The organism is Enterocloster citroniae (genome assembly GCF_040545455.1).
Taxonomy (GTDB): domain Bacteria; phylum Bacillota; class Clostridia; order Lachnospirales; family Lachnospiraceae; genus Enterocloster; species Enterocloster citroniae.
Genome location: NZ_JBEPLZ010000010.1, coordinates 43,912 through 69,995, shown reverse-complemented (window position 1 = coordinate 69,995; position 26,084 = coordinate 43,912). Strand labels below are relative to the sequence as shown.

The 26,084-nt window shown below is 50.4% G+C and carries 28 protein-coding genes; 19 read left to right on the top strand and 9 right to left on the bottom strand.

Going from position 1 to position 26,084, the window contains the following annotated elements:
* Nucleotides 1-73: 73 nt before the first annotated feature.
* On the bottom strand, nt 74-280 hold the full coding sequence (locus ABID13_RS15060) for an FCD domain-containing protein (protein ID WP_276325549.1): 207 nt from the start codon (nt 278-280) through the stop codon (nt 74-76).
* 192 nt (nt 281-472) lie between these two features.
* Between ABID13_RS15060 and ABID13_RS15055 the strand changes: the two genes are divergently transcribed.
* The gene (locus ABID13_RS15055; RefSeq protein WP_048930865.1) at nt 473-712 is read left to right on the top strand and encodes a hypothetical protein; all 240 of its coding nucleotides are present in this window, start codon (nt 473-475) and stop codon (nt 710-712) included.
* 3 nt (nt 713-715) lie between these two features.
* On the opposite strand, the gene ABID13_RS15050 is transcribed toward ABID13_RS15055, so the two are convergent.
* Entirely contained in the window at nt 716-1,864 is a 1,149-nt protein-coding gene (locus tag ABID13_RS15050) for an aldo/keto reductase (protein WP_048930915.1), read from the bottom strand.
* A 486-nt stretch (nt 1,865-2,350) separates the two neighbouring features.
* On the opposite strand from ABID13_RS15050, the gene ABID13_RS15045 reads away from it, so the two are divergent.
* Both ABID13_RS15045 and fliB read left to right on the top strand, forming a co-directional pair.
* Entirely contained in the window at nt 2,351-2,920 is a 570-nt protein-coding gene (locus tag ABID13_RS15045; protein WP_007859857.1) for a methylated-DNA--[protein]-cysteine S-methyltransferase, read from the top strand.
* Nucleotides 2,917-4,071, top strand: coding sequence for a flagellin lysine-N-methylase (gene fliB, locus ABID13_RS15040; RefSeq protein WP_048930866.1), 1,155 nt, complete (start codon nt 2,917-2,919; stop codon nt 4,069-4,071). The genes ABID13_RS15045 and fliB overlap by 4 nt, the downstream gene beginning before the upstream one ends.
* Nucleotides 4,072-4,104: 33 nt before the next feature.
* On the opposite strand, the gene ABID13_RS15035 is transcribed toward fliB, so the two are convergent.
* Nucleotides 4,105-4,647: a hypothetical protein gene (locus tag ABID13_RS15035; protein WP_048930867.1), complete on the bottom strand. Its 543-nt coding sequence runs from the start codon at nt 4,645-4,647 to the stop codon at nt 4,105-4,107.
* A 370-nt stretch (nt 4,648-5,017) separates the two neighbouring features.
* Between ABID13_RS15035 and ABID13_RS15030 the strand changes: the two genes are divergently transcribed.
* Together ABID13_RS15030 and ABID13_RS15025 are read left to right on the top strand one after the other, a co-directional pair.
* Nucleotides 5,018-5,854 (top strand): Mrp/NBP35 family ATP-binding protein, encoded by an 837-nt coding sequence (locus ABID13_RS15030; RefSeq protein ID WP_048930868.1) that lies wholly within the window; start codon nt 5,018-5,020, stop codon nt 5,852-5,854.
* A gap of 62 nt (nt 5,855-5,916) precedes the next feature.
* Nucleotides 5,917-6,630 carry a GTP pyrophosphokinase gene (locus ABID13_RS15025; protein ID WP_040415560.1) on the top strand — a complete coding sequence of 238 codons (714 nt, stop codon included), beginning with the start codon at nt 5,917-5,919 and terminating at the stop codon, nt 6,628-6,630.
* A 10-nt stretch (nt 6,631-6,640) separates the two neighbouring features.
* Here ABID13_RS15025 and ABID13_RS15020 read toward each other — a convergent pair whose 3' ends face one another.
* A complete protein-coding gene (locus tag ABID13_RS15020) occupies nt 6,641-7,462 on the bottom strand; it encodes a GNAT family N-acetyltransferase (protein WP_048930869.1) in 822 nt (273 codons plus the stop codon).
* 186 nt (nt 7,463-7,648) lie between these two features.
* On the opposite strand from ABID13_RS15020, the gene ABID13_RS15015 reads away from it, so the two are divergent.
* The 4 genes from ABID13_RS15015 (at nt 7,649) to ABID13_RS15000 (ending at nt 12,042) form a co-directional block, all read left to right on the top strand.
* Nucleotides 7,649-8,011 carry a CidA/LrgA family protein gene (locus tag ABID13_RS15015; protein WP_007859844.1) on the top strand — a complete coding sequence of 121 codons (363 nt, stop codon included), beginning with the start codon at nt 7,649-7,651 and terminating at the stop codon, nt 8,009-8,011.
* A 1-nt stretch (nt 8,012) separates the two neighbouring features.
* Nucleotides 8,013-8,717: an LrgB family protein gene (locus tag ABID13_RS15010; RefSeq protein ID WP_007859840.1), complete on the top strand. Its 705-nt coding sequence runs from the start codon at nt 8,013-8,015 to the stop codon at nt 8,715-8,717.
* A 67-nt stretch (nt 8,718-8,784) separates the two neighbouring features.
* Nucleotides 8,785-10,575 (top strand): oligoendopeptidase F, encoded by a 1,791-nt coding sequence (pepF, locus tag ABID13_RS15005; RefSeq protein ID WP_048930870.1) that lies wholly within the window; start codon nt 8,785-8,787, stop codon nt 10,573-10,575.
* A 75-nt stretch (nt 10,576-10,650) separates the two neighbouring features.
* Nucleotides 10,651-12,042: an MATE family efflux transporter gene (locus ABID13_RS15000; protein WP_045091870.1), complete on the top strand. Its 1,392-nt coding sequence runs from the start codon at nt 10,651-10,653 to the stop codon at nt 12,040-12,042.
* A 1-nt stretch (nt 12,043) separates the two neighbouring features.
* Here the strand turns inward: ABID13_RS15000 and ABID13_RS14995 are convergent, their stop codons facing one another.
* Entirely contained in the window at nt 12,044-13,528 is a 1,485-nt protein-coding gene (locus ABID13_RS14995; protein WP_007859834.1) for a phospholipase D family protein, read from the bottom strand.
* A 125-nt stretch (nt 13,529-13,653) separates the two neighbouring features.
* On the opposite strand from ABID13_RS14995, the gene ABID13_RS14990 reads away from it, so the two are divergent.
* Nucleotides 13,654-15,294 carry an amidohydrolase gene (locus ABID13_RS14990; protein WP_048930871.1) on the top strand — a complete coding sequence of 547 codons (1,641 nt, stop codon included), beginning with the start codon at nt 13,654-13,656 and terminating at the stop codon, nt 15,292-15,294.
* A 101-nt stretch (nt 15,295-15,395) separates the two neighbouring features.
* Here the strand turns inward: ABID13_RS14990 and ABID13_RS14985 are convergent, their stop codons facing one another.
* Both ABID13_RS14985 and ABID13_RS14980 read right to left on the bottom strand, forming a co-directional pair.
* The gene (locus tag ABID13_RS14985) at nt 15,396-15,839 is read right to left on the bottom strand and encodes an Hsp20/alpha crystallin family protein (RefSeq protein ID WP_045091869.1); all 444 of its coding nucleotides are present in this window, start codon (nt 15,837-15,839) and stop codon (nt 15,396-15,398) included.
* Between the two features lie 106 nt (nt 15,840-15,945).
* Nucleotides 15,946-16,764 (bottom strand): nucleoside phosphorylase, encoded by an 819-nt coding sequence (locus tag ABID13_RS14980; RefSeq protein ID WP_048930872.1) that lies wholly within the window; start codon nt 16,762-16,764, stop codon nt 15,946-15,948.
* Between the two features lie 278 nt (nt 16,765-17,042).
* Here ABID13_RS14980 and ABID13_RS14975 point away from each other — a divergent pair, with 278 nt between their 5' ends.
* Entirely contained in the window at nt 17,043-17,183 is a 141-nt protein-coding gene (locus ABID13_RS14975) for a hypothetical protein (RefSeq protein ID WP_156200181.1), read from the top strand.
* A gap of 96 nt (nt 17,184-17,279) precedes the next feature.
* On the opposite strand, the gene ABID13_RS14970 is transcribed toward ABID13_RS14975, so the two are convergent.
* Nucleotides 17,280-18,194 carry a class I SAM-dependent methyltransferase gene (locus ABID13_RS14970; RefSeq protein WP_048930873.1) on the bottom strand — a complete coding sequence of 305 codons (915 nt, stop codon included), beginning with the start codon at nt 18,192-18,194 and terminating at the stop codon, nt 17,280-17,282.
* Between the two features lie 278 nt (nt 18,195-18,472).
* On the opposite strand from ABID13_RS14970, the gene pyrF reads away from it, so the two are divergent.
* From pyrF to ABID13_RS14930, 8 genes are all read left to right on the top strand, one after another.
* Nucleotides 18,473-19,390, top strand: coding sequence for an orotidine-5'-phosphate decarboxylase (gene pyrF / locus ABID13_RS14965; RefSeq protein WP_048930874.1), 918 nt, complete (start codon nt 18,473-18,475; stop codon nt 19,388-19,390).
* Between the two features lie 77 nt (nt 19,391-19,467).
* Complete coding sequence (locus ABID13_RS14960) at nt 19,468-20,283, top strand: dihydroorotate dehydrogenase electron transfer subunit (protein ID WP_007859820.1); 816 nt, start codon at nt 19,468-19,470, stop codon at nt 20,281-20,283.
* A 15-nt stretch (nt 20,284-20,298) separates the two neighbouring features.
* Nucleotides 20,299-21,201: a dihydroorotate dehydrogenase gene (locus ABID13_RS14955; protein ID WP_007859818.1), complete on the top strand. Its 903-nt coding sequence runs from the start codon at nt 20,299-20,301 to the stop codon at nt 21,199-21,201.
* A gap of 24 nt (nt 21,202-21,225) precedes the next feature.
* Nucleotides 21,226-21,906: an orotate phosphoribosyltransferase gene (gene pyrE, locus ABID13_RS14950; protein WP_007859479.1), complete on the top strand. Its 681-nt coding sequence runs from the start codon at nt 21,226-21,228 to the stop codon at nt 21,904-21,906.
* Nucleotides 21,907-21,938: 32 nt separating this feature from the next.
* Nucleotides 21,939-22,088, top strand: a complete 150-nt coding sequence (locus ABID13_RS14945; protein ID WP_040415522.1) for a hypothetical protein — start codon at nt 21,939-21,941, stop codon at nt 22,086-22,088.
* Nucleotides 22,089-22,103: 15 nt separating this feature from the next.
* A complete protein-coding gene (locus ABID13_RS14940; RefSeq protein WP_007859473.1) occupies nt 22,104-22,577 on the top strand; it encodes a VanZ family protein in 474 nt (157 codons plus the stop codon).
* Complete coding sequence (locus ABID13_RS14935) at nt 22,574-22,897, top strand: DUF6142 family protein (RefSeq protein ID WP_007859471.1); 324 nt, start codon at nt 22,574-22,576, stop codon at nt 22,895-22,897. Before ABID13_RS14940 ends, ABID13_RS14935 begins: the two co-directional genes overlap by 4 nt.
* Nucleotides 22,898-22,913: 16 nt before the next feature.
* Nucleotides 22,914-25,019 (top strand): aminopeptidase, encoded by a 2,106-nt coding sequence (locus tag ABID13_RS14930; RefSeq protein ID WP_007859469.1) that lies wholly within the window; start codon nt 22,914-22,916, stop codon nt 25,017-25,019.
* 30 nt (nt 25,020-25,049) lie between these two features.
* Here ABID13_RS14930 and ABID13_RS14925 read toward each other — a convergent pair whose 3' ends face one another.
* On the bottom strand, nt 25,050-26,012 hold the full coding sequence (locus ABID13_RS14925) for a LysR family transcriptional regulator (protein WP_007859467.1): 963 nt from the start codon (nt 26,010-26,012) through the stop codon (nt 25,050-25,052).
* Nucleotides 26,013-26,084: the final 72 nt, after the last annotated feature.

Below are 26,084 nucleotides of genomic sequence, written 5' to 3'. Positions count from 1 at the left end.
ACTCGGAGTACCAGGAGGCTGCCAGAGTACACTTAAGGATAAGAGAGGAAAAAGGGCCTTTGTGGAAGGATTTTCACAAGGGCCCTTTTATAGCTGTTCGCGGTCTCTGGGTATAGTTTTCCAGTGAACTTTGTAAGTGGTTGCGGATCGCCTGGGCAGCTCCCTTTAGATCACTGTTCAGTATACCGTCCACAATGCGCTGGTGTCCGTCTCTTGTACCGGCATACCGCGAGGGTGTAAGGAGGGGCAGCCAGCGAAGCCGTTGGCTTTGAAGGGTAATACGGCCTGAAAGTCCCAGGTCAACTAGGTGTTGTAGGGCCTCATTTTCCGATTATCTCAATCCATTTATTCCATCTCAGTACTGTTTACTGTGAGCACAATGTGTTAAGATAGAGACAGGCAAGAAACATCGCGCGGATTTGAGTACCAGGAGATTCCGAGAGTACACGTAGATGAAAAGGAGAAGCCGGATATGAATAACCCCAAATTGTTGTTTTCCATACTGACCATCTTTTTTGCAGCCCTGGGGCTGACAGGAATCCTGCCTTATAATATATCCTTGCCGGTTATGTTTATATTTCTGGGATTGGCACTGCTTGTCAATGCAAAGGAATCCCTTGATAAAGGCCGGAAAGGTGACGCGGCCATGTTTGCCGGCATGGCCGTATTGATCTATGGGATCACGGCCTACAATCTGTTGAGCAGATTATAGACATCATATTTGTTGGAATAATTCCCCTGCCCTGACCATGCGCTCAGAAACAGGAACACCAAAAGGACATCGCTCTTCGCAGCCCCTGCACCCGATGCAGTCACTGCCATTGGAGGAAAGGCTGTCATAATGCGCTTTTATGGTGGCCGGAACCGTATCCTGCATCAGGGCCAGGTCATAGAGCTTGTTGACCATGGCAATATCGATCCCCACAGGACAGGGTGCGCAGTGGCCGCAGTAGGTACACTGTCCGTAGTAGGCATGGGCAGGGGCCTGGGACAAGGTGGTGGCATAATCCTTTTCCTCCTCAGAGGCTGTCTCATAGGCCACGGCTGCATCCACATGTTCCGGTGTATCATATCCCACCAGGACGCTGGCCACAGCGGGCCTGGTAAGGGCATAATGAAGGCACTGCACCGGTGTCAGGGCCACTCCAAAGGGGGATGCCTCAGCTGAGAACAGGCGTCCGCCCGCGTACCCCTTCATCACAGTGATGCCGATATTGTTCTGTTCACATATCCTGTATAATTCTGCACGCTCCGGAGCAATTCCACCCAGGCATTCATCATAAGTTTCCTTAAAATAGTCATCAATATTCTCGCTGGCCGGGAGCATATCAAAGGCCGGATTGATGCTGAACAGGATCATCTCTATCTTTCCGCATTCCGCTGCCAGCTTTGCAACAGCAGGATTGTGGGTGCTCATGCCAATGTGATGGATAATGCCCTTTTCTTTCAGTTCTTTTGCGTATGCGTAGAACTCGCCCTCCATGATCTGCTTAAATTCCGCTTCCTCGTCCACAAAGTGGATCATTCCCAGGTCAATATAATCAGTGTCCAGCCGTTCCAGCAGATCGGCAAATGCCGCCTGCGCCTTGTCCAGGTCCCGTGTCCTCACATACTGCCCGTTCTGCCATGTGGATCCAAGATGACCCTGAATGATCCAGCGGTCCCGGCGGCCCTGTATGGCGGCGCCGATATTGGATCGCACATTTGGTTCAGACATCCAGCAGTCCAGGATGTTGATGCCCGCGGATTCGCAGTGCAGGATTACCTCTTTTATTTCCTCTCCGTTGTGGCGTTCCAGCCATTCCGCTCCTAATCCGATTTCGCTTACCTTAAGTCCTGTTTTTCCTAATTCCCTGTATTTCATATCATGGCTCCTTCCCTTTATGTTCATTGAGGGTATCATACCAAATATACGGCCGGAAAGGAAGATGTTTTCTTGTATCATGATATCCTCAGTGGACAAGCGTGTCCCCTTGTCCACTGAGGGTACCGGTGTTTGATTCTCTTTGGCGGAATGATCCGGCGTCTGTCCTGTTTCCATGGCATCATTGTGCCGGGGAGACATGCACATCTGCCCAAGGCCGCTGAAGGATGAAAAATACCTCCTGTTTCCGCCCAATCGTTACAATATGAGCACAATGCCTGTCTTTTAGCATATATCATACAAGCGGAATATGCAACCGGATACATTTACGCAAGTTATTTTGTAGTGGATACAACTGCTGTTTCGTAGTACAATACCCTTATATACTGCGGTGGCAGCGGTAAAATTATATACAGCAGGGAGGTCCCCGGATGGAGGGGATTTCCATAATGAAAGAATCATAAATCTACAAGGAGAGGTATGGATATGATATACATAGGTACGATTCCCTCGCCCGCGGGCATTCTCACCCTTTCGGGCAATGAAAAAAGTATAACAGGACTTTGGATCCAGGGACAGAAGTATTTTGGGAGCACATTGGAGCGCGGCATGCTGGAGCCTGATGGGCGGGGAGGTTTGAGGATTAGACCGCAGAAGGAGGTTCCTGAACTCTATGAGGAGAATGGGAGCCTGGAGATCTTCCGGGAGGCAGGAGCATGGCTGGAGGAATATTTTGGAGGCAGGGAGCCTGATTTTATGCCTTCCCTGGCACCGTCCGGGAGTGAATTCCGACAGCAGGTATGGAAGATCCTGTGCCGTATCCCATACGGAGGCAGCACGACTTACGGCCATATAGCGAAGGAGATGGCCGCACAGATGGGAAGGACCACCATGTCGGCCCAGGCAGTGGGAGGGGCCGTGGGGCATAACCCTATTTCGATCATGATCCCATGCCACCGGGTCATGGGCTCTGACGGAAGTCTTACCGGCTATGCTGCAGGCACGGATGTGAAGAAAATGCTCCTGAGACTGGAAACGGGGAGCCTTGTGAAATGATATACACAATACCCCACTATTATAAGAAATTCCACTGCATTGCATCGGAGTGTCCGGATACCTGCTGTGCGGGGTGGGAGATCATGATCGACAAAAAAACTCTGGAGCATTACCGGCGCATGGAGGGGCCGTTCGGCAACCGGCTCCATAATTCCATTCATTGGAACAGAGCCTGTTTCAAGCAGTATGAAGGCAGGTGTGCCTTTTTGAATGAAAATGATCTCTGTGACATCTATGGGGAGACAGGGGCCGCAAATCTGTGCAGGACCTGCCGCACCTATCCCAGGCATATAGAGGAGTTTGAGGGATGCAGGGAGATATCTTTGTGCATGTCCTGCATTGAAGCGGCAAAGCTGATCCTGGGATGTGAAGAACCGGTGCGTTTTATCACAAAGGAAGATGAGAGACAGGAATCCTATGAGGATTTCGACTTTTTCCTATACACAAAGCTTATGGATGCCAGGGAACTGGCAATCTCCATCCTGCAGGAGCGGACACTGGACATAAATGTCCGCATGGCCATGTGCCTTGCCCTTGCCCATGATATGCAGGGGAGGATCGGCCGGAACAGACTCTTTGAAACAGATGCCCTGTTGGAGCGATACCGCGGTAAGAACAGGAATCCGTGGTTTGTAAGGAAGATGAAAGATTTCAGCGTACTGCCGGATGAGCGGTGGGAACTTATGCAAAACATGTATGGGATCATTGGGCGTTTTGAGGTATTGAAACAGGATTGGCCCGGCTTTGCAAAGCAGGCCGGCAGGACACTGTACGGTGAAGGGGGAATTGCATATGGGCGGCAGCGCGCAGCGTTCAGGCATGGGCCTTTAGAGGCAAAGCTTCCTCTGTGGGAGGAGCAGCTCATGGTTTATTTTGTGTTCACCTATTTTTGCGGGGCTGTCTATCATGGGAATCCTTACGGTAAAATGAAACTGGCTGTTGTAAGTACCCTTCTCATAGGGGAACTGGCCCAGGCTGTCTGGAAGGAGAAGGGAGGGACCCTGGATTTCCTGGATTTTGTGGATGTGGCCCACCGGTATTCCAGAGAGGTGGAGCACTCGGATCTTAATAAAAGACGTCTGGAACAGGGCGTACTGGAAAAACCGGAATTCAGCCTGGATAAACTGATGAGAGCAATGGCAGGGGACTGAGGTACTTTCCGGTTATGCCCCGTAGGATGCGGCTTATCGCAGGATCACATTCTCCAGCCCGTCCTCGGACGGCTGTGCCACAAGACTGCCGCTGGAATCGTAAAAGTAAAGCCGGGCAGTCTCTTTCCGGCCCAGTATGTTATAGGAATGGCACTTTTCATTCATGGCATCGGCAAGCTGGGTACAGTAATCGGATTTCTCAGATTCCGTCAAACCATACCAAACCGAATCATCCAGATAAACATAATAGCTGCTGTAATTCATCATTTGTACCTGTGTGATGGCGCTGTCCTTTTTCAGCATCTCATCTACCGAGGAGGAAAATGCACTGCGGTTGGCCGGGGAACGGGTGATGGTGCGAAAGCCGATGCCTGAAAGGACCACAAGGGAAACCACCAGAAGAAGTCCGGCTGCAGCAATCACGATCCGGGAGGTACGCTTATAAAAATCCATCATGCCGTTTATCCGTGTAAAGTTTTCCGCGGCCTTGATCCTGGTCAGTTCAGGGTTCTTTTCAGTATATTGCTCATAGGGGGAAGGTCCATGGCGAAGTGTCTTTGCTGTGGTAAGTTTCATATTGGCAGCACCTCCTGAATCATAGATATGTTCACAGAATCTTCACATACTCTTATTATTATATTAGCATTTAAGCACAAAAAAGTAAATAAAGAAGGGGATGACTTGTGAAGATTTCACAATTTTGTAAAATATTTACAGTCCAGGAAAGAGAATTGTCTATTAATATTTATTTTATTGTTTAAAGAATGGACAATAGATGAAAATGGTTTTATAATGGACATGATGTTAGGGCGTGTTTGGATCAATGATTCTATATGGTGGATTTCCTTTAAAGCGCGGGACGCGGCGGGCAGAAGACAGTGTGACGGCCGGCGTGCAGGTGCAATTTCCGGACACGCCCTGAGGAAAATTGGAAGGAGAACGAAAAATGAGTGAATGTAACCATGACTGTGGCTCCTGCAGTGCAAGCTGTGAGAGCCGTACCGTTGATAAAAGTGAGTTTCTGGAGGCACTGAATCCGGCCAGCTCCGTAAAAAAGGTGATCGGCGTAGTCAGCGGAAAGGGGGGCGTTGGAAAATCACTGGTGACCTCCATGATGGCTGTGAGTATGAACCGAAAGGGAAAGAAGACCGCTGTTCTGGATGCGGATATTACCGGACCGTCCATCCCCATGGCATTTGGTCTTCCTAATGACGGTGTAATGACCTCACCGGACAGCAAGCTGATGCTTCCTGCCAGATCCATGGAGGGAGTGGAGATCATGTCCGCCAACCTGCTTTTAGACAAGGATACGGATCCTGTGATCTGGAGAGGCCCTGTGATCGCCGGTGCAGTCAAGCAGTTCTGGTCTGAGACATTGTGGCAGGATATTGATTACATGTTTGTGGACATGCCTCCGGGCACAGGAGATGTGCCGCTGACCGTATTCCAGTCCCTGCCCGTGGATGGAATCATTATTGTAACCTCTCCCCAGGAACTGGTGAGTATGATCGTGGCCAAGGCAGTGAATATGGCTAAGAAAATGGATATCCCCATTGTGGGAATCGTGGAAAATATGAGTTACCTGGAATGTCCGGACTGCGGTAAGCGTATCAGTGTATTTGGAGAAGGACATGTGGAGGAGGTTGCGAAGGAGCACGGCATTCAGGTGCTTGCCCAGATCCCTATTGATCCAAAGATTGCCCAGATGGTGGATGCCGGACGTGTGGAATATATGGAGATGCCATGGTTTGAACATGCGGCTGAGGTAGTGGAAGCCCTGTGATACGGCGGGGTGGAGCAGATGTAAGAATATTACACGATTGATAATGAGGTGAACCGATGAACATGAATATTAACATGAATCCAAACAGCGAACTTCATCAGTCCATCGTCAATGTGCCGGATCTGGTACAGGTGCCTGAAGTCTGGATGAACCAGGCGCGGCAGTTTCAGCAGGCCATGATGCGTTATACCTGTGCGATCCGGGAAGTGAAGACAAAGCTGGAAGTGCTCAATGATGAATTGTCGGTTAAGAATCAGCGCAATCCAATTGAGATGATCAAGTCCAGGGTAAAGAAGCCCATGAGCATTGTGGAAAAGCTTCAGCGAAGAGGAATGGAGATCTCCCTGGAATCCATGGAGAAGAATCTGGATGATGTGGCAGGTATCCGCATCATATGTTCCTTTGTGGATGATATTTATGAGGTGGCGGATATGCTGGTACGTCAGGATGATGTCACGGTCATTGCCGTAAAGGATTATATTAAGAATCCCAAGCCCAATGGATACCGCAGCTATCACATGATTATTGAGATACCCGTCTTCTTTTCCGACAGCAAGAAACCGATCAGGGTGGAGGTACAGATCCGGACCATTGCCATGGATTTCTGGGCCAGCCTGGACCACCAGTTAAAGTATAAAAAATCCTTGATCGATGATGATGGAGAAATCAGTGAAGAGTTAAGAAAATGCGCCCATGTGATCGCTGAGACAGATCAGAAGATGCTTGCCATACGCAAAAAGATCGAGGCGCAGGGGGTTACGGTGCGCAGGGATTAGCAGACGCGCTCTAATACAAATAATAGGACAGGGTTTCCGTTATGCGGAACCCTGTTTTTCTGTAAAGCCTGAGAGCCGGTTCATTGGTGCCGGATACCTGCAGCCGCAGTTGTCTGCAGCCGTCCTTCTTTAACATGCCCATGATCCCCTGGACAAACATGGAACCCACGCCCTGACCGCGCAGATGGGGAGCGATCTCCAGGCTGTAGAGATAGGCGCTGTCCCCATGGATGGAGAGGCGGCAGGTGCCTGCCGGCGGCGCTGCAGACCCATCTTTTGCAATACGCAGGGTCATGCCCCATTCCGGTCCCTCATCCTCCACGGTCATGGCAAGATCCAGGTCAAAGCCTGATGCTGAATCCAGGTCAAGGCCTGATGCTGAATCCAGTTTGCATTCCATCATATATTCATCATACCAGAACTCTGCTTCCAGATGTTTAAGGATCTCCTGTGCATCCCCGCAGCGGTTGTCCGTGACAAAGCACAGGTCCGGATCGCCTGCCTCCTGTCCCGCCGTGAGTACAGCCTCTAACAGTGCGGAAAAATATCCCCTACCGCGGGAGTCGGGCCTGGTAAAGGCATAACATTCCCAGCAGGAAGCGTCTGTTTTAAATACTGCAAAAAATGCTCTGATGGAGCTGGTTTCCGGATCACCTTCATACAAAAGCCAGAAATCATCCCCGTCATTTGGGCAGGAAAGGGAAATGCCATCCTGCTTCCGGCATAGGTTGGTGATATCATGTATTTCTTTTATCTGTTCACGGGATAATGATAAGGCGTTTACAATGTTCATAACAGGATTCCCTCCGGGCAGGTGTGTTTTTTTATCCATTTCATTTTCCTATTGTAGGACAGCAGGCAATATAATGCAATGGCGAAAGATTGTATTTCTTGTGTATTTATACATCTTCGGGTTGAATCTGCAAAAACAGGGTGGTAGAATAATAGCCGTGTTTGAAAAAACAAGCCAGTTATTACTCACCACCTGAAGATGTGTGAGTCTCAATCGGAGGAAAAGATGAAATACGTAAAACAGATAGGGATTATTCTGGGCATCACCATGGTGGGAGAGATCTTGTACCAGGTGCTGCCCCTGCCTGTTCCGGCAGGCGTATACGGACTGTTTATCATGCTTGCAGCCCTTATGAGCAAAGCTGTGAAACTGGAAAGCGTGGAAGGGACCGGTAATTTCCTTATGGATACCATGACCATGATGTTCATACCCGCCACTGTGGGGATCGTGGAATGTATCGGGGAGGTAAAGGCGGTTCTGGTACCCTTTCTGCTGATCATAGCAGTGTCCACCATACTGGTGATGATCGTCACCGGGCGCATGGCCCAGTGGGTCATGCAGTCCAAGGAAGCAAAGGAGGAAAAGTAAGATGAGGGACAGTATCCGCGTGGTTTTAGAGCAGTCCCAATATTTTGGACTGGCGCTGAGCATTGGGGCATACCTGTTTGCCTGCTGGCTGAGGAATAAGACAGGTCTTGCCATCCTGAATCCTCTCCTGGTATCGGCCGCATTGATCATTGGCTGCATATTTGGAGTAGGAATGGATTATGAAACATATAATAAAGGTGCGTCATATCTGGGATGGCTTCTGACACCGGCCACCGTCTGTCTGGCAATCCCTCTGTATAAGCAGCTGCATCTGCTGAAAAAACACGGGGATGCGGTTGCCCTGGGCATTACTGCGGGTGTGGCCACAAGCGCGGTGAGCATTTTCCTCATGTGCAAGGTGCTGGGCCTGGCCCATACGCATTATGTGACCCTTCTTCCAAAGTCCATTACCACGGCCATTGGCATGGGGGTCAGCGAGGAGGCGGGGGGCATCGTCACCCTGACCGTTATGAGCATAGTACTTACCGGCGTCCTGGGAAATATGGCGGGGGAGGCGATTCTCAGGCTGGCCAGGGTACACCATCCCGTGGCCAAAGGACTGGCCCTTGGAACCAGCGCCCATGCGGTGGGAACTGCAAAGGCATTGGAACTGGGGGAGATAGAGGGAGCGATGAGCAGCCTTTCCATTGCAGTGGCAGGGCTTATGACCGTGATCGTAGTGCCGTTGATGGCAAACCTGATTTGACAAAAATGAGAATGGCGCCAGGCTTTTAAAGGATGGCCGGTGCCGGATATGAAAGGAGCTGGTTCATATGAAGAAGCGCGGTGAGGTAGATGTTAAGGATACGTGGAAATTGGAGGACATGGTGCCTGGTGACAGCCAATGGGAAAAGCTGTTTGAGGAGGCGTCCCTGGAAGTAAAGCAGTATGCGGATTTTCGGGGAAAACTGGCAGAGTCCCCGGACAGCCTGTACCAGTGCCTGAAATTTGATGATGAGATGTCCAGGAAAATAGAACTTCTTTATGTATATGCCAGGATGCGCTCAGACCAGGACACGGCGCAGCAAGGGTATCAGGATATGTTTGCCAGGGCCCAGTCCCTCTCTTACAAGGCTTCGGAATATTCCTCTTTTATTGTTCCTGAGATCCTTTCCATACCGGAAGAAACACTGGACGATTTTATGAAGGCGGATAACGGCATCAGCCACTTTAGGCGTGCGCTGGAGATGATCCTTGATAAACGCCGGCACACCCTGTCCGGTGAGATGGAGGAGCTTCTGGCCCAGTCCTATGACGCCACCCAGGGAGCCAGCCAGATATTTACCATGTTCAACAATGCGGATGTAAAGTTTCCTGTGATCACAGGAGAAAACGGCGAAGGGATCCAGATCACCCACGGCAACTATATTTCCCTGATGGAGAACAAGGACCGGAGGATCAGAAAGGACGCCTTTGAAGGGCTTTACAGCGTGTATGCACAGTATAGCAACACCCTGGCGGCCGCATTTTCTTCCAATGTAAAGCAGGCTGTATTTTACGCAAAGGCAAAAAAATATGAGTCCAGCAGACAATATTACCTGGCGGAGAACGAAGTGCCGGAGCTGGTCTATGACAATCTGGTGCAGGCCGTGAGAAAAAACCTTCCAAAGCTTCACCGTTACACGGCCTTGAGAAAGACGCGTTTGGGAGTGGATGAACTTCACATGTATGACCTTTACGTGCCCATGGTGTCGGAAGTGGACCGCCATTATACCTATGAGGAGGCAAAGGCCATTGTGAAGGAAGGTCTGGCGCCTCTGGGGGAGGAGTATCTGTCCGTGCTTCAGGAGGGCTTTGACAACCGCTGGATCGATGTCTATGAAAACGAGGGAAAAAGAAGCGGTGCCTATTCCTGGGGAACCTACGGCAGCCATCCCTATGTGCTTTTGAATTTCCACGGCACCTTAAATGATGTGTTTACCCTGGCCCATGAGATGGGGCATTCCATCCACAGCTGGTATTCCGATAAGAACCAGCCCTTCACCTATGCGGGGTATAAGATATTTGTGGCAGAAGTGGCGTCCACCTGCAATGAAGCGCTTCTGATCCGCCATCTGCTGGGAAAGACGGAGGACAAAAAGGAAAAGGCATATCTTCTGAACCATTTTCTGGAAAGCTTCCGGGGAACCTTGTTCCGTCAGACCATGTTTGCGGAGTTTGAGAACATGGCCCACAAAAAGGGAGCTGCAGGGGAAAGCCTGACCGCCCAGAATCTGTGCAGGGAATACCATCAGCTGAATGCGGATTATTTTGGCGGGGAAATGACGGTGGATCCCCAGATCGACTATGAGTGGGAGAGGATCCCTCATTTCTACACACCGTTTTACGTGTACCAGTACGCAACCGGTTTTTCCGCGGCAGTGGCCATCAGCAGCAGGATCATGAAAGGTGAGTCCGGTGCGCTGGAGGGTTATAAGAAGTTTTTAAGCGGCGGCTGTTCCATGACGCCCATCGACCTTTTGAAACTCTGCGGCGTGGATATGTCCACCACCAAACCGGTGGACGAGGCATTAAATTTCTTTGGGGAGCTGCTGGAGGAATTTGAGGAAATGGACCATAACTGATCGTAACTATAGGAACGATGATATCACAAGGGAATGATGATATCTGGGGATAATGATGATATTTGAGGGAAAACAATGAGTGGGGATACGGTGAGAGAAAATGCCGCAGGACGGCGGATAAAGAAACAGATTGACCTGACAGAGGGGAGCCCTGGAAAAAGCCTGCTTGTTTTTGCCCTGCCTCTGATCCTGGGAAACCTGTTCCAGCAGTTTTATAATATGGCTGATTCCATGATCGTGGGAAATTTTGTGGGCGAGGATGCATTGGCGGCAGTGGGGGCGTCCTATGCCCTGACCAATGTGTTTATCATGATCGCCATTGGAGGAGGAAACGGGGCTTCCGTGCTTACATCCCAATATCTGGGGGCTAAGCAGCATGGAAGGATGAAGACATCCATTTCCACGTCCCTGATCACCTTCCTGGCTGTAAGCCTGGTGCTGGGGGGCGTGGGATTTGCCATGAACGGGCGGATCCTTGAGGGCCTGAACACGCCGGAAAATATTATGGGCCAGGCCAGGCTGTATCTGGGAATCTATTTCCTGGGGCTGCCCTTCCTGTTCATGTATAATGTGCTGGCTGCCATATTCAATGCCATGGGGGATTCCAGGACGCCTTTGTACCTGCTCATATTCTCGTCCCTGCTGAATGTGGTTCTGGATATCATATCAGTTACCTGGCTGGGAATGGGGGTGGACGGCGTGGCCATTGCAACCGTAATGGCCCAGGGTGTATCCGCCCTTATCTCTTTTGCCCTTTTGTTGAAAAAATTAAGAGGGTATGCCCAGGGACCGGAAGATGAATTCCGCTTTTATGACACCAGGATGCTGGGATCAGGCACCAAGATCGCGGTTCCGTCCATCCTTCAGCAGTCCATTGTGTCCATCGGGATGCTGCTGGTGCAGTCCGTGGTCAATGGCTTTGGCTCCGCTGCCCTGGCCGGATACTCTGCGGGCAGCCGCATTGAGTCTATCTGCGTGGTGCCAATGATCGCCACAGGAAATGCAGTTGCAACCTTTACGGCCCAGAATATCGGCGCAGGTAAGCTGGAACGGGTGAAAAAGGGGTACAGGGCCAGTTACGGGATCATAATAGGCTTTTCAGTACTCATAGCAGTGGTGGTCTCCCTGACCAACGGCCCGATTATCGCCTCCTTCCTGGGAGGCAGCATGAGCCCTGACGCATACGCGGCAGGCACCGGGTATCTGTCCTTTATCGCATACTTCTTTGTGCTCATCGGGTTAAAAGCGTGTACGGACGGCCTTTTAAGAGGGTCCGGGGATGTGCTTGTGTTTACCATAGCAAACCTGGTGAACCTGGCGATCCGCGTGTTCGGCGCCTTCCATTTCGCACCGGTATGGGGTGTTGCTGCTGTCTGGTATGCGGTTCCCATGGGCTGGATGGCCAACTATGTGATCTCCTTTGCGCGGTATCTCACAGGGAAATGGAAGGATAAGAGGGTGATCTGATTCAGATCAGAAACCGGAAGGGCTGCATTACAAACCCTACCACCTTCCACGCGGCGCGTTTGTAGAGAGGAACGGATGCCACATTTACGTGGGCGGGGATTTTATAGGTGCCGTCTGACTGCAGGGTGCGGCAGTCCTGCTGATAGGAATCCATGTGCTCCTTCAGCTGGGCGGTGAGCGGCGGACTCTGGATGACCAGCATCAGCTCAGTGTCCATATAGGTGCTGCGCAGGTCAAAGTTATAGGAGCCAATGGCGCACAGTTCATCATCGATCACAAGGGATTTGCCGTGATAGGAGAGTCCGCCGTCATACTCCAGGATTTCCATGCCTGTGTTGATAAATTTCTTTTTGTGCAGGGGATAGTCGCTGGAGGCAAAAAAGTTATCTCCGTTTTCCACGGAATTGACCATCATGGTGACCGGGACCTGCTTTGTCACTTCTGACATGGTTTCATACATGGTATTGTTGAATACGGCATAGGGCGTGTGGATCACCACACGCTCTTTTGCCTGTTTCATCAGCTGGGTCAAGGTGTAGAATACCACCGGTTCTTTGGCATAGATGGTGGTGGGATTGGACACCAGGGTTATCTTTCCCGCGGGCACGGTATGGGTCTGATAATAGGTGAGGGGATCCGGCCCTTCCAGGATCGCCAGGTCATCCTCATTATCCGGGGCAAACAGCTCCGGATGGGCGGATGCCAACGAGTCATACCGCTCCCTGAGCACGGCAGCGGCATTTTTAACAGATGTTTTCTCACCCAGGGTTTCACTGTCATGGAACAGGGAGGATACCTCCAGGTTCCAGACCTGGTTAAAATATTCCTCTACCTGGTACAGGGAGCTTTTTGCACTGTCTTCTGTGCCGTGGGCCGTGTTGTACACCAGGACTTCCCTGTCGTGGCTGCGGGAGTTGGTGGGATAGGAACCGATAAAATAGTCAAAGGTATTCCTTCCCCCCAGTATATAGCCGTAATCGTCCGCGATCACATATTTGTCATGCATCCGGCCCTGGGTTGTCCAGGGCTGAAGCAGATTTATCTTGTTGTAGATCTTGATCTCTATATTGGGATGGCTGGACAGTGCATAGAAGTAATTGTTCCTCTCCATGCGCACCAGACCGGAAAAACCATCCACCAGTATCTGGACCTTTACCCCCTCATCCGCTTTGTGAAGCATTAGGGACATGATATCCCTGGGGCTTTCTCCGTCCCTGAAATCAAAGGTGGACAGAATGATCCGTTCCTTTGCCATCCCCATCAGGCGCATCCGTTCGTCCCAGGCGCTCTGGTTCGTCTCCAGGATCATGGCCCGGTCACAGCCCGGACCATCCTGATAAAAATCAGCGGCCGAAGTATTTTCTTTTGTTATTTGGGAAACAGGTTTATAATGATAAAAGGGCGCAGTGGCCCCCAGGACAAGATAGAGGAAAATGATCAGGAGGGCCGTCAAAGGTCTGTGTCTTTTTATCCATTTAAGAATCATAAGAAACTCCTTTTGTGTGCATACTCTAATGTGCGGCGGAAAGCCGGATTGATACGGGATCATACTATAGGGTACTATACTAATAATAGAATGGAAAGTCAAATAATTTGAAGGGAGAGCGCATCATGGGACAGATATTGTATTACAATGGGACGATCCTTACCATGGAGGACCAAAAGCCATGCGTGGAGGCCGTGCTTACGGAGAATGGGAGGATTACAGATGCCGGAACTTATAAAGACCTGCTGGAGCGGGCCGGTTCCCAGGTCCGTAAGGGGGATCTTCAGGGAAATGTAATGGTGCCGGGTTTCATCGATCCCCACAGCCATTTTACCGCGTGTGCCAGCAATACCATGGAGGTAAACCTGGACGGAGCGGAAAATTTTGATACCATTATTTCACGCATACAGGATTTTATCAGGCAGAGGAAGATACCGGAGGGCCAGTGGGTACAGGCGTCCGGGTATGACCATAACTGCCTGAAGGAGCACACCCATCCCAGGCGGATGGTGCTGGATCAGGCGGCGCCCCGCAATCCCCTGATCATGAAACACCAGTCAGGCCATATGGGTGTGCTGAATACCATGGCCCTGAACCAGCTTGGGATTACACCCGATACCGTATGTCCCCAGGGAGGCGTGATCGAGATTAAGGACAAAACCATCACCGGCTACATGGAAGAGGCAGCCTTTTTAAAGTACCAGAACCAGGTTCCCATGCCTGATAAGGAGGAGTTTTTGCAGGCGTATTCCAGGGCGCAGGAACTGTACGCCTCCCATGGGATCACCACGGTCCAGGAGGGGCTGCTGTCCCAACGTCTGCTTCCCCTGTACGGGCTGCTGGCCGGTTCCGGGCTTTTGAAACTGGATCTGGTGGCGTATGGGGATATCAGGGAAAGCAAGACTGTCACTGAACAATTAAAGGATCACATCAGGATTTATAAAAACCATATCAAGCTGGGCGGATATAAAATGTTCCTGGATGGTTCGCCGCAGGGCAGGACAGCCTGGATGAGGGAACCCTATGAGGCGGATCAAGAGGGCGGACAGCCAAAGGATTACAGAGGATATGGTACGCTGCAGGATGAGGAAGTATACGCCCACATACTGAAAGCTGAAAGGGAGGGAATGCAGCTTCTGGCGCACTGTAACGGGGATATGGCCTGCGAACAGTATCTGAACCAGATGGAAGCTGTTTACGGATATCTGAAAAAAAATGAAGATCCGGACTGTCCCGCCTTTTATCCCGGAGATATACGCCCGGTGATGATACACGCCCAGCTTCTTGGACTGGACCAGCTAAAGCAGGTGAAGCGGCTGAAAGTGATTCCCTCCTTTTTCCTGGCCCATGTATACCACTGGGGGGACGTGCACATCAAAAATTTCGGAATGGAGCGGGCCGGCCGCATCAGTCCGGCCGCATCAGCTCTTAAGGAGGGCATTGTATTTACCTTACATCAGGACAGCCCGGTCATACGTCCCGATATGATGGAAACGCTGTGGTGCGCGGTAAACCGCAGGACAAAAGGAGGCGTGGTGCTTGGCGGTACGGAGCGGCTGCCGGTTTGGGAGGCATTAAAGGCCATCACGGTCAATGGGGCGTACCAATACTTTGAGGAAGATGAAAAAGGTTCGATTGTAAGCGGAAAAATGGCTGATTTTGCAGTGCTGGACAAAAACCCATTGTCAACAGAGCCGGATGGAATCAGGGACATAAAGGTTCTTGCAACCATAAAAGAAGACCAGCTCATCTGGAAAAGACAATAGGAAAAATCCATAACAGCCAAAGGCAGACGGCGTGGGGGCGCTCCGTCTGCCTTTGGCTATGTGGTAAATGTATATTAAAAGAGGGTAAGAAAAGGGAGGGATTACAGTATGTCGATATATTTAGGGGTTTCTTCTACCTTGGGCGCATCCTTTGGCACCTGCAGTTTCAGGATGCCGTTTTCAAAGCCTGCCTTAATGTCTTCCTGTCTGGTATGTTCGCCTACAAAGAAGGTTCTCTTGCAGGAACTGGTGTAGCGCTCTCTGTGGATCACGGTTCCCTTATCATCCTTGCTCTCGCTGGAGGCGTCATGCTCAGCTGAAATGGTCAGGTATCCGTCCTTTAATTCTGCCTTGATGTCTTCCTTCTTAAATCCCGGAAGTTCAATTTCCATTATATAGTTGCCATCCTTTTCCGTAATATCGGTTCGCATCACGGGAAGCTTCCTGCTGTCGCTGTTTTTCTCAGTGGAGCCGGTAAAGAATGGATCATTAAAAAATTCATCAAATAAATTAAGTCCGTAGTTTCTTCTTGGTATTAACATCATCGTTGTATCCTCCTTGCTGATAGAACTGTTTGTTTTATTTGTTATACATGCATTATAACACAATTGTTAGCACTGTCAAGAGGTGAGTGCTAATTTTATATATTTTTTAGATTTCAGATAAAAGGTCTGGTTTTTTGGTTTCCGCAGATTTCACCGTTTCCCCTAAAACCAATGCAATTTCCAAGGCAATGGCAATATATTTATCACTTAAATGACGCCCGTAATCTGTCAGGTCCCTTGGCTCCCAGCGGTCCGAGTCAAGATGATCGGCTCCGAACAGGAAGGGGATGACCGGAACATTTCTGAATTTAGACACGGCCAGGGAAGCGGAGCATTCCATATCAACCGCAATACAGCCCTGTTTTTTGCGCTCCTCAATTAATCCGATGGTCTCCCTGTAGATGGCGTCCGTGGTCCAGACCTTTCCGGCCACATAAGGAATCCCATGCTGTTCCAAGCATCTTGTTGTAAGATTGACTGAAGAACTGTCAGCGCTTATCTCTTCACTGCTGGGAATATAGTGATAGCTTGTGCCCTCATCCCTGACCGCTGACAATGGAATGATGATCTTGTTCTGAACAACCGACTGGTTCAACACTCCGCAGCACCCAAAAAGAACGATACCTTTTGCGCCTAAGGCTATTATTTCCTCAAGCCCGGCCACGCATGCCGGAGCGCCGACCCTGGAAAGGAATAAACCAAAGGTCATATCAGCATATTTGACGGCGTACACGGGGATGGCTCCGTTTGAAGAATACAAATGGGCAATTATGCGGGCTTCATTGGTTTCAATAAAATGATTGATAATGTTTTCTGAAAAAGTGGAGATACAGATTTGAGGGAACCCGCTTATCTCTTTTGTCAGGTCGCCTGGGTTTATAAAAGCATTGGTATCCTCCTGAAAATTGTTAAAAACAGCTGCCATTGTTTAATCCTCCCTTATTAATATTTTTTTGATCTCTTTTATGATGCCGGACGGTATCTGTTCATTGATTGGCATCAGTTTGCTGAACATGCGCACACCCTGATAAGAGAACACGATCAGATCAAATACTGCAGGAATATCCACATGGTTAAATTCATTTCTCTCAATCCCATATTGAATAAGCTTTTCCCAGCTGTTGGCGGACAGCATGTACTGTTGATACAGAGCGTTTTTCCGACCGTCCGCCCTCTGTCAACCGCTTTATCGGGCTGCATTGGGTGACAAACCTGTTATATCCGGATTTATATGATGTGGATATTGTGGATCTGGCCATTGACTACTATAAAGTTATGTACCATGTGGATGTGGCCAGGGAGGACATGGAGGGGCTCCTGGTGGATTCCGTTCCCCGGAAATAAGACTCTGAATCTGAAAAACTGCTGCAAAAGGGAAAATGCTCATCCCTTCCGTGGCAGTTTTTTGCTGTCTCTAATAACAGTTCTTAATAGCAGTTCTTAATGGCTGTTCTCCACAGACCGCCGTGTCTGGGTCCGTTTGCCCTTTAAATTCCACAGCAGCCGTCCATATGTAAATTCCGAGCTCTCATAGAGATTGCCGTCCTCGTCCGCGTGTTCCGCCATCCAGCGGTATATTTTCTCAATCCGATCCGTGGTCCTCTCACCGGGCGGCAGGATAATGGAACCGGATATCTCTGCAAACTCCCTGTCCGCTGTCCGGTAATTTTCCTTGGTCTGGGTATAATAGCTGGTGACCGGCAGGTACTCGGTAAGGAAAAGAGTATTGAAACTGGTGTAAAAATGCCGTCCGTTCCAGCTGTTTAGGGTATCCCTGTGAAACACCTCCCTGGCAATGCGCTCGTGGAGTTGGTGGCGGCCGGATACAATGGCGTTCATGCAGCACCAGGACCTGCTCAACTCCATGAATTTTTCAAGGCCCTCAAGGCCGGAAACAGCCGGGGACAGGGAACAGAAGGCAAGATCAAAGGCATGGTAAAGTCCTTCAGCCTCAAGGTCCATGCTGCAGAAATCACGGACCAGGAACCGGGTGTTGTCCCGTCCCTGCTCACGGGTAAACAGTTGGGCATATTCAATGGTGCGGGTGGAAATGTCAATGCCCACCACCCGGCGCGCGGTGGAGGCAAATTCGGATACAAAACGTCCCGGCCCGCATCCGATATCCACCACATCCGTATCCGGTCCAAGGACTCCGTTGACTCTCAGATAATCAGCAGTTTCCATGATCCGGTCCATGGCTTTTCCCTTTTTCAGGTTTTGATTCCAGAAGTTCTGCTTCCAGTTCTTTACACGCCGGTCCCACATGTCCGCTTTAAGATCTGCCCGGCCGTCATGGGCCTCCTCCTGAAGCTTCAGTATATGTGACAGTTCACTGGATCGATTAAATTCGCTCATATTGGTTTCTCCCGCCCCTGCTCTCAGAGGAAAAGGAAATACACCATAGTCGTCCCTGCCCACTGAGGATATTTATAAAAGTAGCATACAACAAAATTTACCAGGAGTAAATAGATCCGGGAGCAAATAGATTCATGGGCAAATCGTTTTCCGGGTACACGGTTCAAAAAAACACGACAAAATATTTTTTAATACTGGAATATCATTCCTTGAAACAAGGTACTTTATATGTTAGAATGGGGAAAGAGTTTTCAGTACTCATACATAAGGAGGACGCTATGATTAGTCAGTTGATTGAAAAGATAAAGAAGACAAACGCCCCGATCTGTGTCGGACTGGATCCGATGCTGTCCTATGTGCCCGGACATGTGGTTAAGAAATCCTTTGATGCATACGGAGAGACCCTGGAGGGGGCTGCGGACGCTATCTGGCAGTTTAATAAGGAAATCATTGACCATACATGTGATCTGATCCCGGCAGTTAAGCTGCAGATCGCCATGTATGAACAGTTTGGCATAGAAGGGCTTATTGCATATAAGAAAACAGTGGAATACTGCCACGAAAAGGGCCTGACCGTTATTGGAGACGCCAAGCGGGGGGATATTGGTTCCACTTCCGCGGCATATGCCACCGGCCATTTGGGCGCGGTCCAGGTGGGAAGCAATGCATACAGAGGATTTGACGTGGATATGCTTACGGTCAATCCATATCTTGGAACAGACGGAGTAAAGCCCTTTGTAGATGTGTGCAACACTGATGATAAGGGACTGTTTGTCCTGGTTAAGACATCCAACCCCAGCAGCGGCGAATTTCAGGACCGCTTGATCGATGGAAGACCCTTATACGAATGGGTGGCCCAGAAGGTGATGGAGTGGGGAGCTGCTTCCATGGACGGTGCATACAGCAATGTGGGAGCCGTGGTGGGCGCCACCTACCCGGAGATGAGCAGGATCCTCCGCAAGCTGATGCCCGCAACCTATTTCCTGGTGCCGGGATACGGTGCACAGGGCGGTACGGCGGATGACCTAAAGCACTGTTTTAATGAGGATGGACTTGGGGCCATTGTGAACTCATCCAGGGGCATCATAGCTGCTTACAAGCAGGATAAGTATAAACAGTTCGGTCCGGAGCATTTTGGCGAAGCCTCCAGACAGGCCGTACTGGATATGGTTGCTGATATCAACAGCGTACTGTAACGGACTGCAGCACCGGCAGATTATTGCCGGTGCTGTAAGAACATAATGTGGCGGCACAATAAAGATGGAGATTTTTTATGGCAAAGATAAAAATGACAGCGGTTATCACAAAACAGGACCGGCTGACTGAGGATATATATGATATGAGGATCAAGGCCCCCCAGATCGCGGGGGAAGCAGTTCCGGGACAGTTTTTGTCCCTGTACTCAAAGGACGGATCAAAGATGCTTCCAAGGCCCATCAGCCTGTGCGGCATTGACCGGGAAAAGGGAGAACTGCGCCTGGTTTACCGCATTGCAGGCGCCGGCACAAAGGAGTTTTCCTGCCTGAAGGAAGGGGATACCATTGATGTGCTGGGACCTCTGGGCAACGGCTTTCCGTTAAAGCCTGAGAAGAGAGCGTTTCTGATCGGAGGAGGCATCGGAATCCCTCCCCTGCTGGAACTGGCCAAAGCCCTTCAGGCGGAACAAGAGTCCGGCCGGGAGAGCGGAGCTGACAGCGGCCGGGGAATGGTCCGGTCAGTGCTGGGATACAGGGACAGCCAGATGTTCCTGAAGGAGGAGTTTGAGGCGTACGGACCGGTCTATGCGGCCACCGAGGACGGAAGTGCGGGAACAAAAGGCAATGTACTGGATGCCATACGTGAACAGGGGTTAAAGGCCGATATCATTTATGCCTGCGGTCCCACCCCCATGCTCCGTGCCCTGAAGGCTTATGCCGCTGAGCAGGGAATGGAATGCTGGCTGTCACTGGAAGAAAAGATGGCCTGCGGCGTGGGAGCCTGTCTGGCCTGCGTGTGCCAGTCAAAGGATATTGACCGCCATTCGCAGGTACACAATAAGCGCATCTGTAAGGACGGACCCGTATTCCTGGCAGATGAGATCGAACTATAACGGAGGTGCCCAGTGATGAATATGAGTGTAAATATTGCCGGCGTGGAATTTAAGAATCCGGTGATGGAAGCATCGGGGACATTTGGCTCCGGTATGGAATACAGTGAATTTGTGGATTTAAACCGCCTGGGAGCAGTGGTCACCAAGGGCGTGGCCAATGTTGCGTGGCCCGGTAACCCAACCCCCAGGATCGCGGAAACATACGGCGGCATGATCAATGCCATCGGCCTTCAGAATCCCGGCATAGAAGTTTTTGCCAAAAGGGATATTCCCTTTTTAAAACAGTATGACACCAGGATCATTGTCAATGTCTGCGGAAGGACCACAGAGGACTATGTAGAGGTGGTGGAGCGTCTGGGTGACGAACCGGTGGACATGTTGGAGATCAACATATCCTGCCCCAATGTAAAGGAAGGGGGCATTGCCTTTGGCCAGGATCCCAAGGCGGTGGAGGCCATTACCAGGGAGGTAAAGGCCCATGCAAAACAGCCCATTATCATGAAGCTGAGCCCCAATGTGACGGATATTACCGTCATGGCCAAGGCGGCGGAGGCCGGGGGTACGGATGCCGTTTCCCTGATCAACACCCTGACCGGCATGAAGATCGATATACACAAAAGGGCGTTTGCCCTGGCCAACAGGACCGGCGGGCTTTCAGGACCGGCCATTAAGCCGGTGGCTGTGCGTATGGTGTACCAGGTGGCCCAGGCAGTGAAGGTGCCCATTATCGGAATGGGCGGGATCCGGAATGGGGATGATGCCCTGGAATTCATTCTGGCAGGAGCCAGCGCGGTGGCCATCGGCACCGCTAATTTCCACAACCCGTATGCTACTGTGGAGACAGTGGAGGGGATCCGGGCCTATATGGAGCGGTATGGGATTGAGGATATCAACCAGCTCATTGGAGCAGTAAGATAAAAACCGAAAGTGAGGATATAATATATGGAGAGCTATAAGCAGGAATTTATTGAATTTATGGTGGAAAGCAAGGTACTTAAGTTTGGTGATTTCACACTGAAGAGCGGACGCAAGTCTCCGTTTTTTATGAACGCGGGAAGTTATGTTACAGGTACCCAGTTAAAGAAGCTGGGTGAGTACTATGCAAAGGCCATCCATGACAATTTCGGACTGGATTTTGACGTGCTCTTCGGGCCGGCCTACAAAGGAATCCCCTTAAGTGTTGCAACCACCATGGCCATCAGCGATCTGTATGGAAAGGATATCCGCTACTGCTCCAACCGCAAGGAAGTGAAGGACCATGGGGATACGGGGATCCTTCTTGGAAGTCCGGTAAAAGACGGGGACCGGGTGATGATCATCGAGGATGTGACCACTTCTGGAAAATCCATTGAGGAGACCTTCCCTATCCTGAAAGCACAGGGGGATGTTGAGATCAAGGGACTGATCGTGTCCCTGGACCGCTGTGAGCGGGGCAAGGGAACAAAGAGCGCCCTGGCTGAGATCAAGGATCTATACGGATTCCCCACAGCAGCCATCGTATCCATGAAGGATGTGGTAGAACACCTTTACAACAGAGAGTGTGAGGGAAGCATAGTCATCAACGATCAGATAAAGGCAGCCATTGATGCTTATTATCAGCAATATGGTGCACAGGCAGAATAACTGGCAATCAACATGTTGGAAAGGCGATGAATATGGAGAGAGTTTATAAGACAATGCGCAATACGGGAGCCGGATGCATTGCGATCGGAGTCATCATAGCAGTGACCGGACTGACCGTGGGAATTATTTCCATTATAAACGGCGCGCTGCTTCTGAAACGTAAATCAGAGATTGAATTCTAGTAAGCGGGGCTGCCAATGATCAGAAATACAACAAAGCGCCAGAAGCTGGGATGGGTGCTGTTCATATTGTACCTGTGCCTGCTGGCCTATTTTATGTTTTTTTCGGAGAGCTTTGGCCGGACGGATACCAACAGGGGCTACCAGTACAATCTGGTGCCCTTTAAAGAGATATCCAGGTATTTCAGGTATTATAATACCATTGGTCCTTTGCTTTTCCTTATTAATATGGTTGGAAATGTGGCGGCATTCTTACCCTTTGGCTTTTTCCTGCCCATTATCAGCAGGAGGAGCAAGAAATGGTACAACACAGTCATGCTGGGATTTGGTTTCAGCCTGATGCTGGAAACCCTGCAGCTCATCTTCCGTGTGGGAAGCTTTGATGTGGACGATATGCAGCTCAATACCCTGGGAGCTGCTCTTGGTTATGTGATATACCGTTTTGTGCAGTATACACGTGTTAAGATAAGACACAGGAGGTTGACAAAGTGAAGTATGTTGGGGATAAGGTATCTTATGTGAGAAACCCCTTTGCAAGGAACAGCTATTACTGTCTGGTGCTTGCTGTCTTGAGCCTTGCCCTGGCCGGCACCAGTATGTATCTGTCGGTGTCCCAGGCGGGACAGGGCGGCCTGAACACAGGGGCGTTGGGTTTTGCCAGCATTATGGCGGCCCTGATGGGCCTGTGGTACGGGCTGCTGTCATTCCGTGAAAAAGAACGTAATTACATACTGGCAAAGATTGGTATCAGTATTGGCCTGGTGCTGCTGATCATATGGGTAGTTATCATCATTACCGGGCTTATGAGATAGATAGGAGTTGATGCAGATGGATTACAGAATATTATTACAGGAAGAAAATGATGCCGTAAGGGAACGCTACCAGCTTTCCATGGAGCGAATCAGGTCCATGGAAACGGAGGAGATGAGGCTGCCTTACGGCAGTTATTTTAAGAAAACCGCTGCTTTTATAGACCAGATCGGGAAGCTGGTGGAGGGCAGGATGCAGGGGGGCCGGGACAGTATGAGCCTGGAGCAGCTTCAGGCTGAGAACCGGGCCTTGTATCAGGATATCCTGCCCGGATCCTATGGGGAGAGCTATGCGAACCCGGACTATGCCGTGGAGCAGCTGGGGGATGGAGTAGGGCAGCTGCTGTCATTTCTCTATACGGAGATCAGGGCGGATATCGTGTATGCCTATGAGATGCGGCTGACCAATATCACGATCTTAAGTGAGCTGTTCCTGGAGGTATACAACCTGTTTTCCCTTGCCTGGGAGGACGGGGCGGATATTCCGGATAAACAGGCCGTCCAGGACGCGCTGTACTGGTTTGTCAGCGATTACTCGGACCTTACCGTAACATGGCGGGTGAGGGAGGGAGTGGACCCGGGGCTTTCCTTTGCAGCTGACATTATCATGGAAAGTAATCTGAGCGACCTGCGTTACCTTTACAGGTACGGGGAGTATGTGGCGGACAGTGACCTTAAGCTGGCTTCCTTTATGAATACCCTTCCACAGGAGACCATTGACCGGATGGCGGATACCTATACGGAAGGGTATCGCAAGGGATTTGAGGTCATGGGCAGGGACCTGAAGAAGAAAAAGACCGTGGTGGTGGAATTCCAGCTGGGATTTGAGCGCATGATCCGAAGGGCGGCGGCTAGTTTTAAGGCCATGGGCCTGGAGGTGGTTTTCTACCGGGCAGCGGTGGAATCCGTGAACCGGCGGGCCAACGGAAAGCGGGGCTATTACGGCACACCTGCCAACCGTCAGTATGATTACGACCACCGCTACGACAGCGCTTTATATATGGGCAATGCATTTAAGGAGCGCAAGCTCGCCGTGCTGAAAGCAGCCTATGAGGAGTTCCGGGAAGAAGCGTCCTGGTGTGCCGGCCCTGCTTTGGTGGAGACCTTTGGGGAGGAAGGCTTTGCGCCCGTGAACAAGAAGACAGCCCTGAAGCTTAACGCCCATCAGGAGGAGCTGATGGTGGCTTACGCCAATGAATCCAGGCGGATCGTGAACCAGTATATGCCCGGGGACGAAACCAGTTTTACCATCATCGCATTCCCTAAGCCGGATATCGGCCCTGACTTTGAGGAGATCTTCCGGGAGACCATAGAGCTTAACACTCTGGATTATGGGAAATACCAGCGGATCCAGCAGTGCATCATCGATGCCCTGGACGAGGCCGTCCATGTGCTGATCACGGGCAGGGGAGACAATGAGACCTGTATGAAGGTGGTGCTCCATCCTCTGGGGGACAGGAAAAGGGAGAGCAACTTTGAAAACTGCGTATCCGATGTGAACATCCCATTGGGTGAGGTATTTACATCCCCCCTGCTCACAGGCACAGAAGGGCTGCTTCATGTGAGCAATGTCTATGTGGGAGATTACCAGTTTAAAAACCTGCGCATCCGGTTTGAGGATGGGAAGGTTACGGATTATTCCTGCGGCAATTTCACCCGGGAAGGGGAAGATGCCCGGGAGGAGGCTCAGGGCAGGGCGCTTGTAAAGCAGGTGATCATGCAGGGGCATGAGTGGCTGCCCCTGGGAGAATTTGCCATCGGCACCAACACGGTGGCGTATGCCATGGCGCAGAAATTCGGCATTGGTGATAAGCTGCCCATTCTGATCGCTGAAAAGATGGGCCCCCATTTTGCAGTGGGGGATACCTGCTACAGCTTTGCGGAGGATTCACCCATGTACAACCCGGACGGCAAGGAAGTGATTGCCAGGGATAATGAGATATCCCTTCTGCGCAGGGAGGATATGTCAAAGGCTTACTTCAGCTGCCATACGGATATTACCATCCCATACTCTGAACTGGGAGACATAAAGGCAGTGAGGGAGGACGGCAGCGAGATTTCTATTATCTGCCAGGGGCGGTTTGTACTGCCAGGAACACAGGAACTGAACGAGGCATTGGATTAAGACTGTTAAAAGGGATTCAATAGTTCTGCGTCAGAACCGGCTCCTGTGTTCCTCCATAAACCGGGCTGACGCATCCGTTATGGTTTTAATCAATTCTCTCAGAACCGGGTACTGATGATACGCCTGCTTTTCGTAAAACAGACATATGTTAACCTTTGCCTCATAGCCTTGTAAGGGGATGTAGATCAGATCTCCGCTGGCTACGCCGGCATAGCGGTTACAGGCCGGATAACAGGCGATTACGTACCCTTCCGGGTATTTCTGAAGCAGTTCTATCACATTGGACACGGTTTCCACCTGAACCATCTTGTGGGAGGAAATCGTGTTAACGGTGTCTTGAAGCACGGTTGACATAAATCCCGGCTTTTCGACCATTTCCTGAAGATTTGGGGCAATGAAATAATAATGGGTCTTTAACTCCTCCAGCGCAATGGACCGGCGTTTGGCAAGGGGGCCGTTTTTATTGACAAGACATCCATATTCTCCCTGCAGCAGCGGGAGCTGCTCGTATCCCTTCCCACCTATATTCTGGTGTGCTTTGCACGTTTCCCCTTCCTCGCAGATCGCCAGGGCGATTACCGGTTTCCGGATATCGTGGGACAGATATGCTTCCGGACATGGGACCGTGGTGTAATTAATGTTCAAATCTGAATATATTTCTTTAAAATGCAGAATGATGTCCGGAAAGAGAAAGCCCGAGAGGGATGTATGGGCATACACGTCTACTGTTCTTAAAAAATCCTGTTCCGCCAGATTCAGCCATCCATCGTAATATTCCATAATCTGTTTTGCCTCGGGCAGAATCTTTTTACCTGCTTCTGTGAGCGTAATGCCGGACTGGGCCCGGCAGAAGAGAGAAACACCGATTTCCTTCTCAAACAGCTGCAGTGCCTTTGTCAGGCTGGGCTGTGTAATATATAATTTCTGCGCTGCCTCGTTAATGGATTTTGCTTCCGCCAGAGTGATGAAATATTCCAGCACTTTTATTTTCATAATATCCCCTCCCTTGTTCTGTCGTCCATATTTTTTATATCCGATACCTTTATGTTTCTGTCATTATAGATT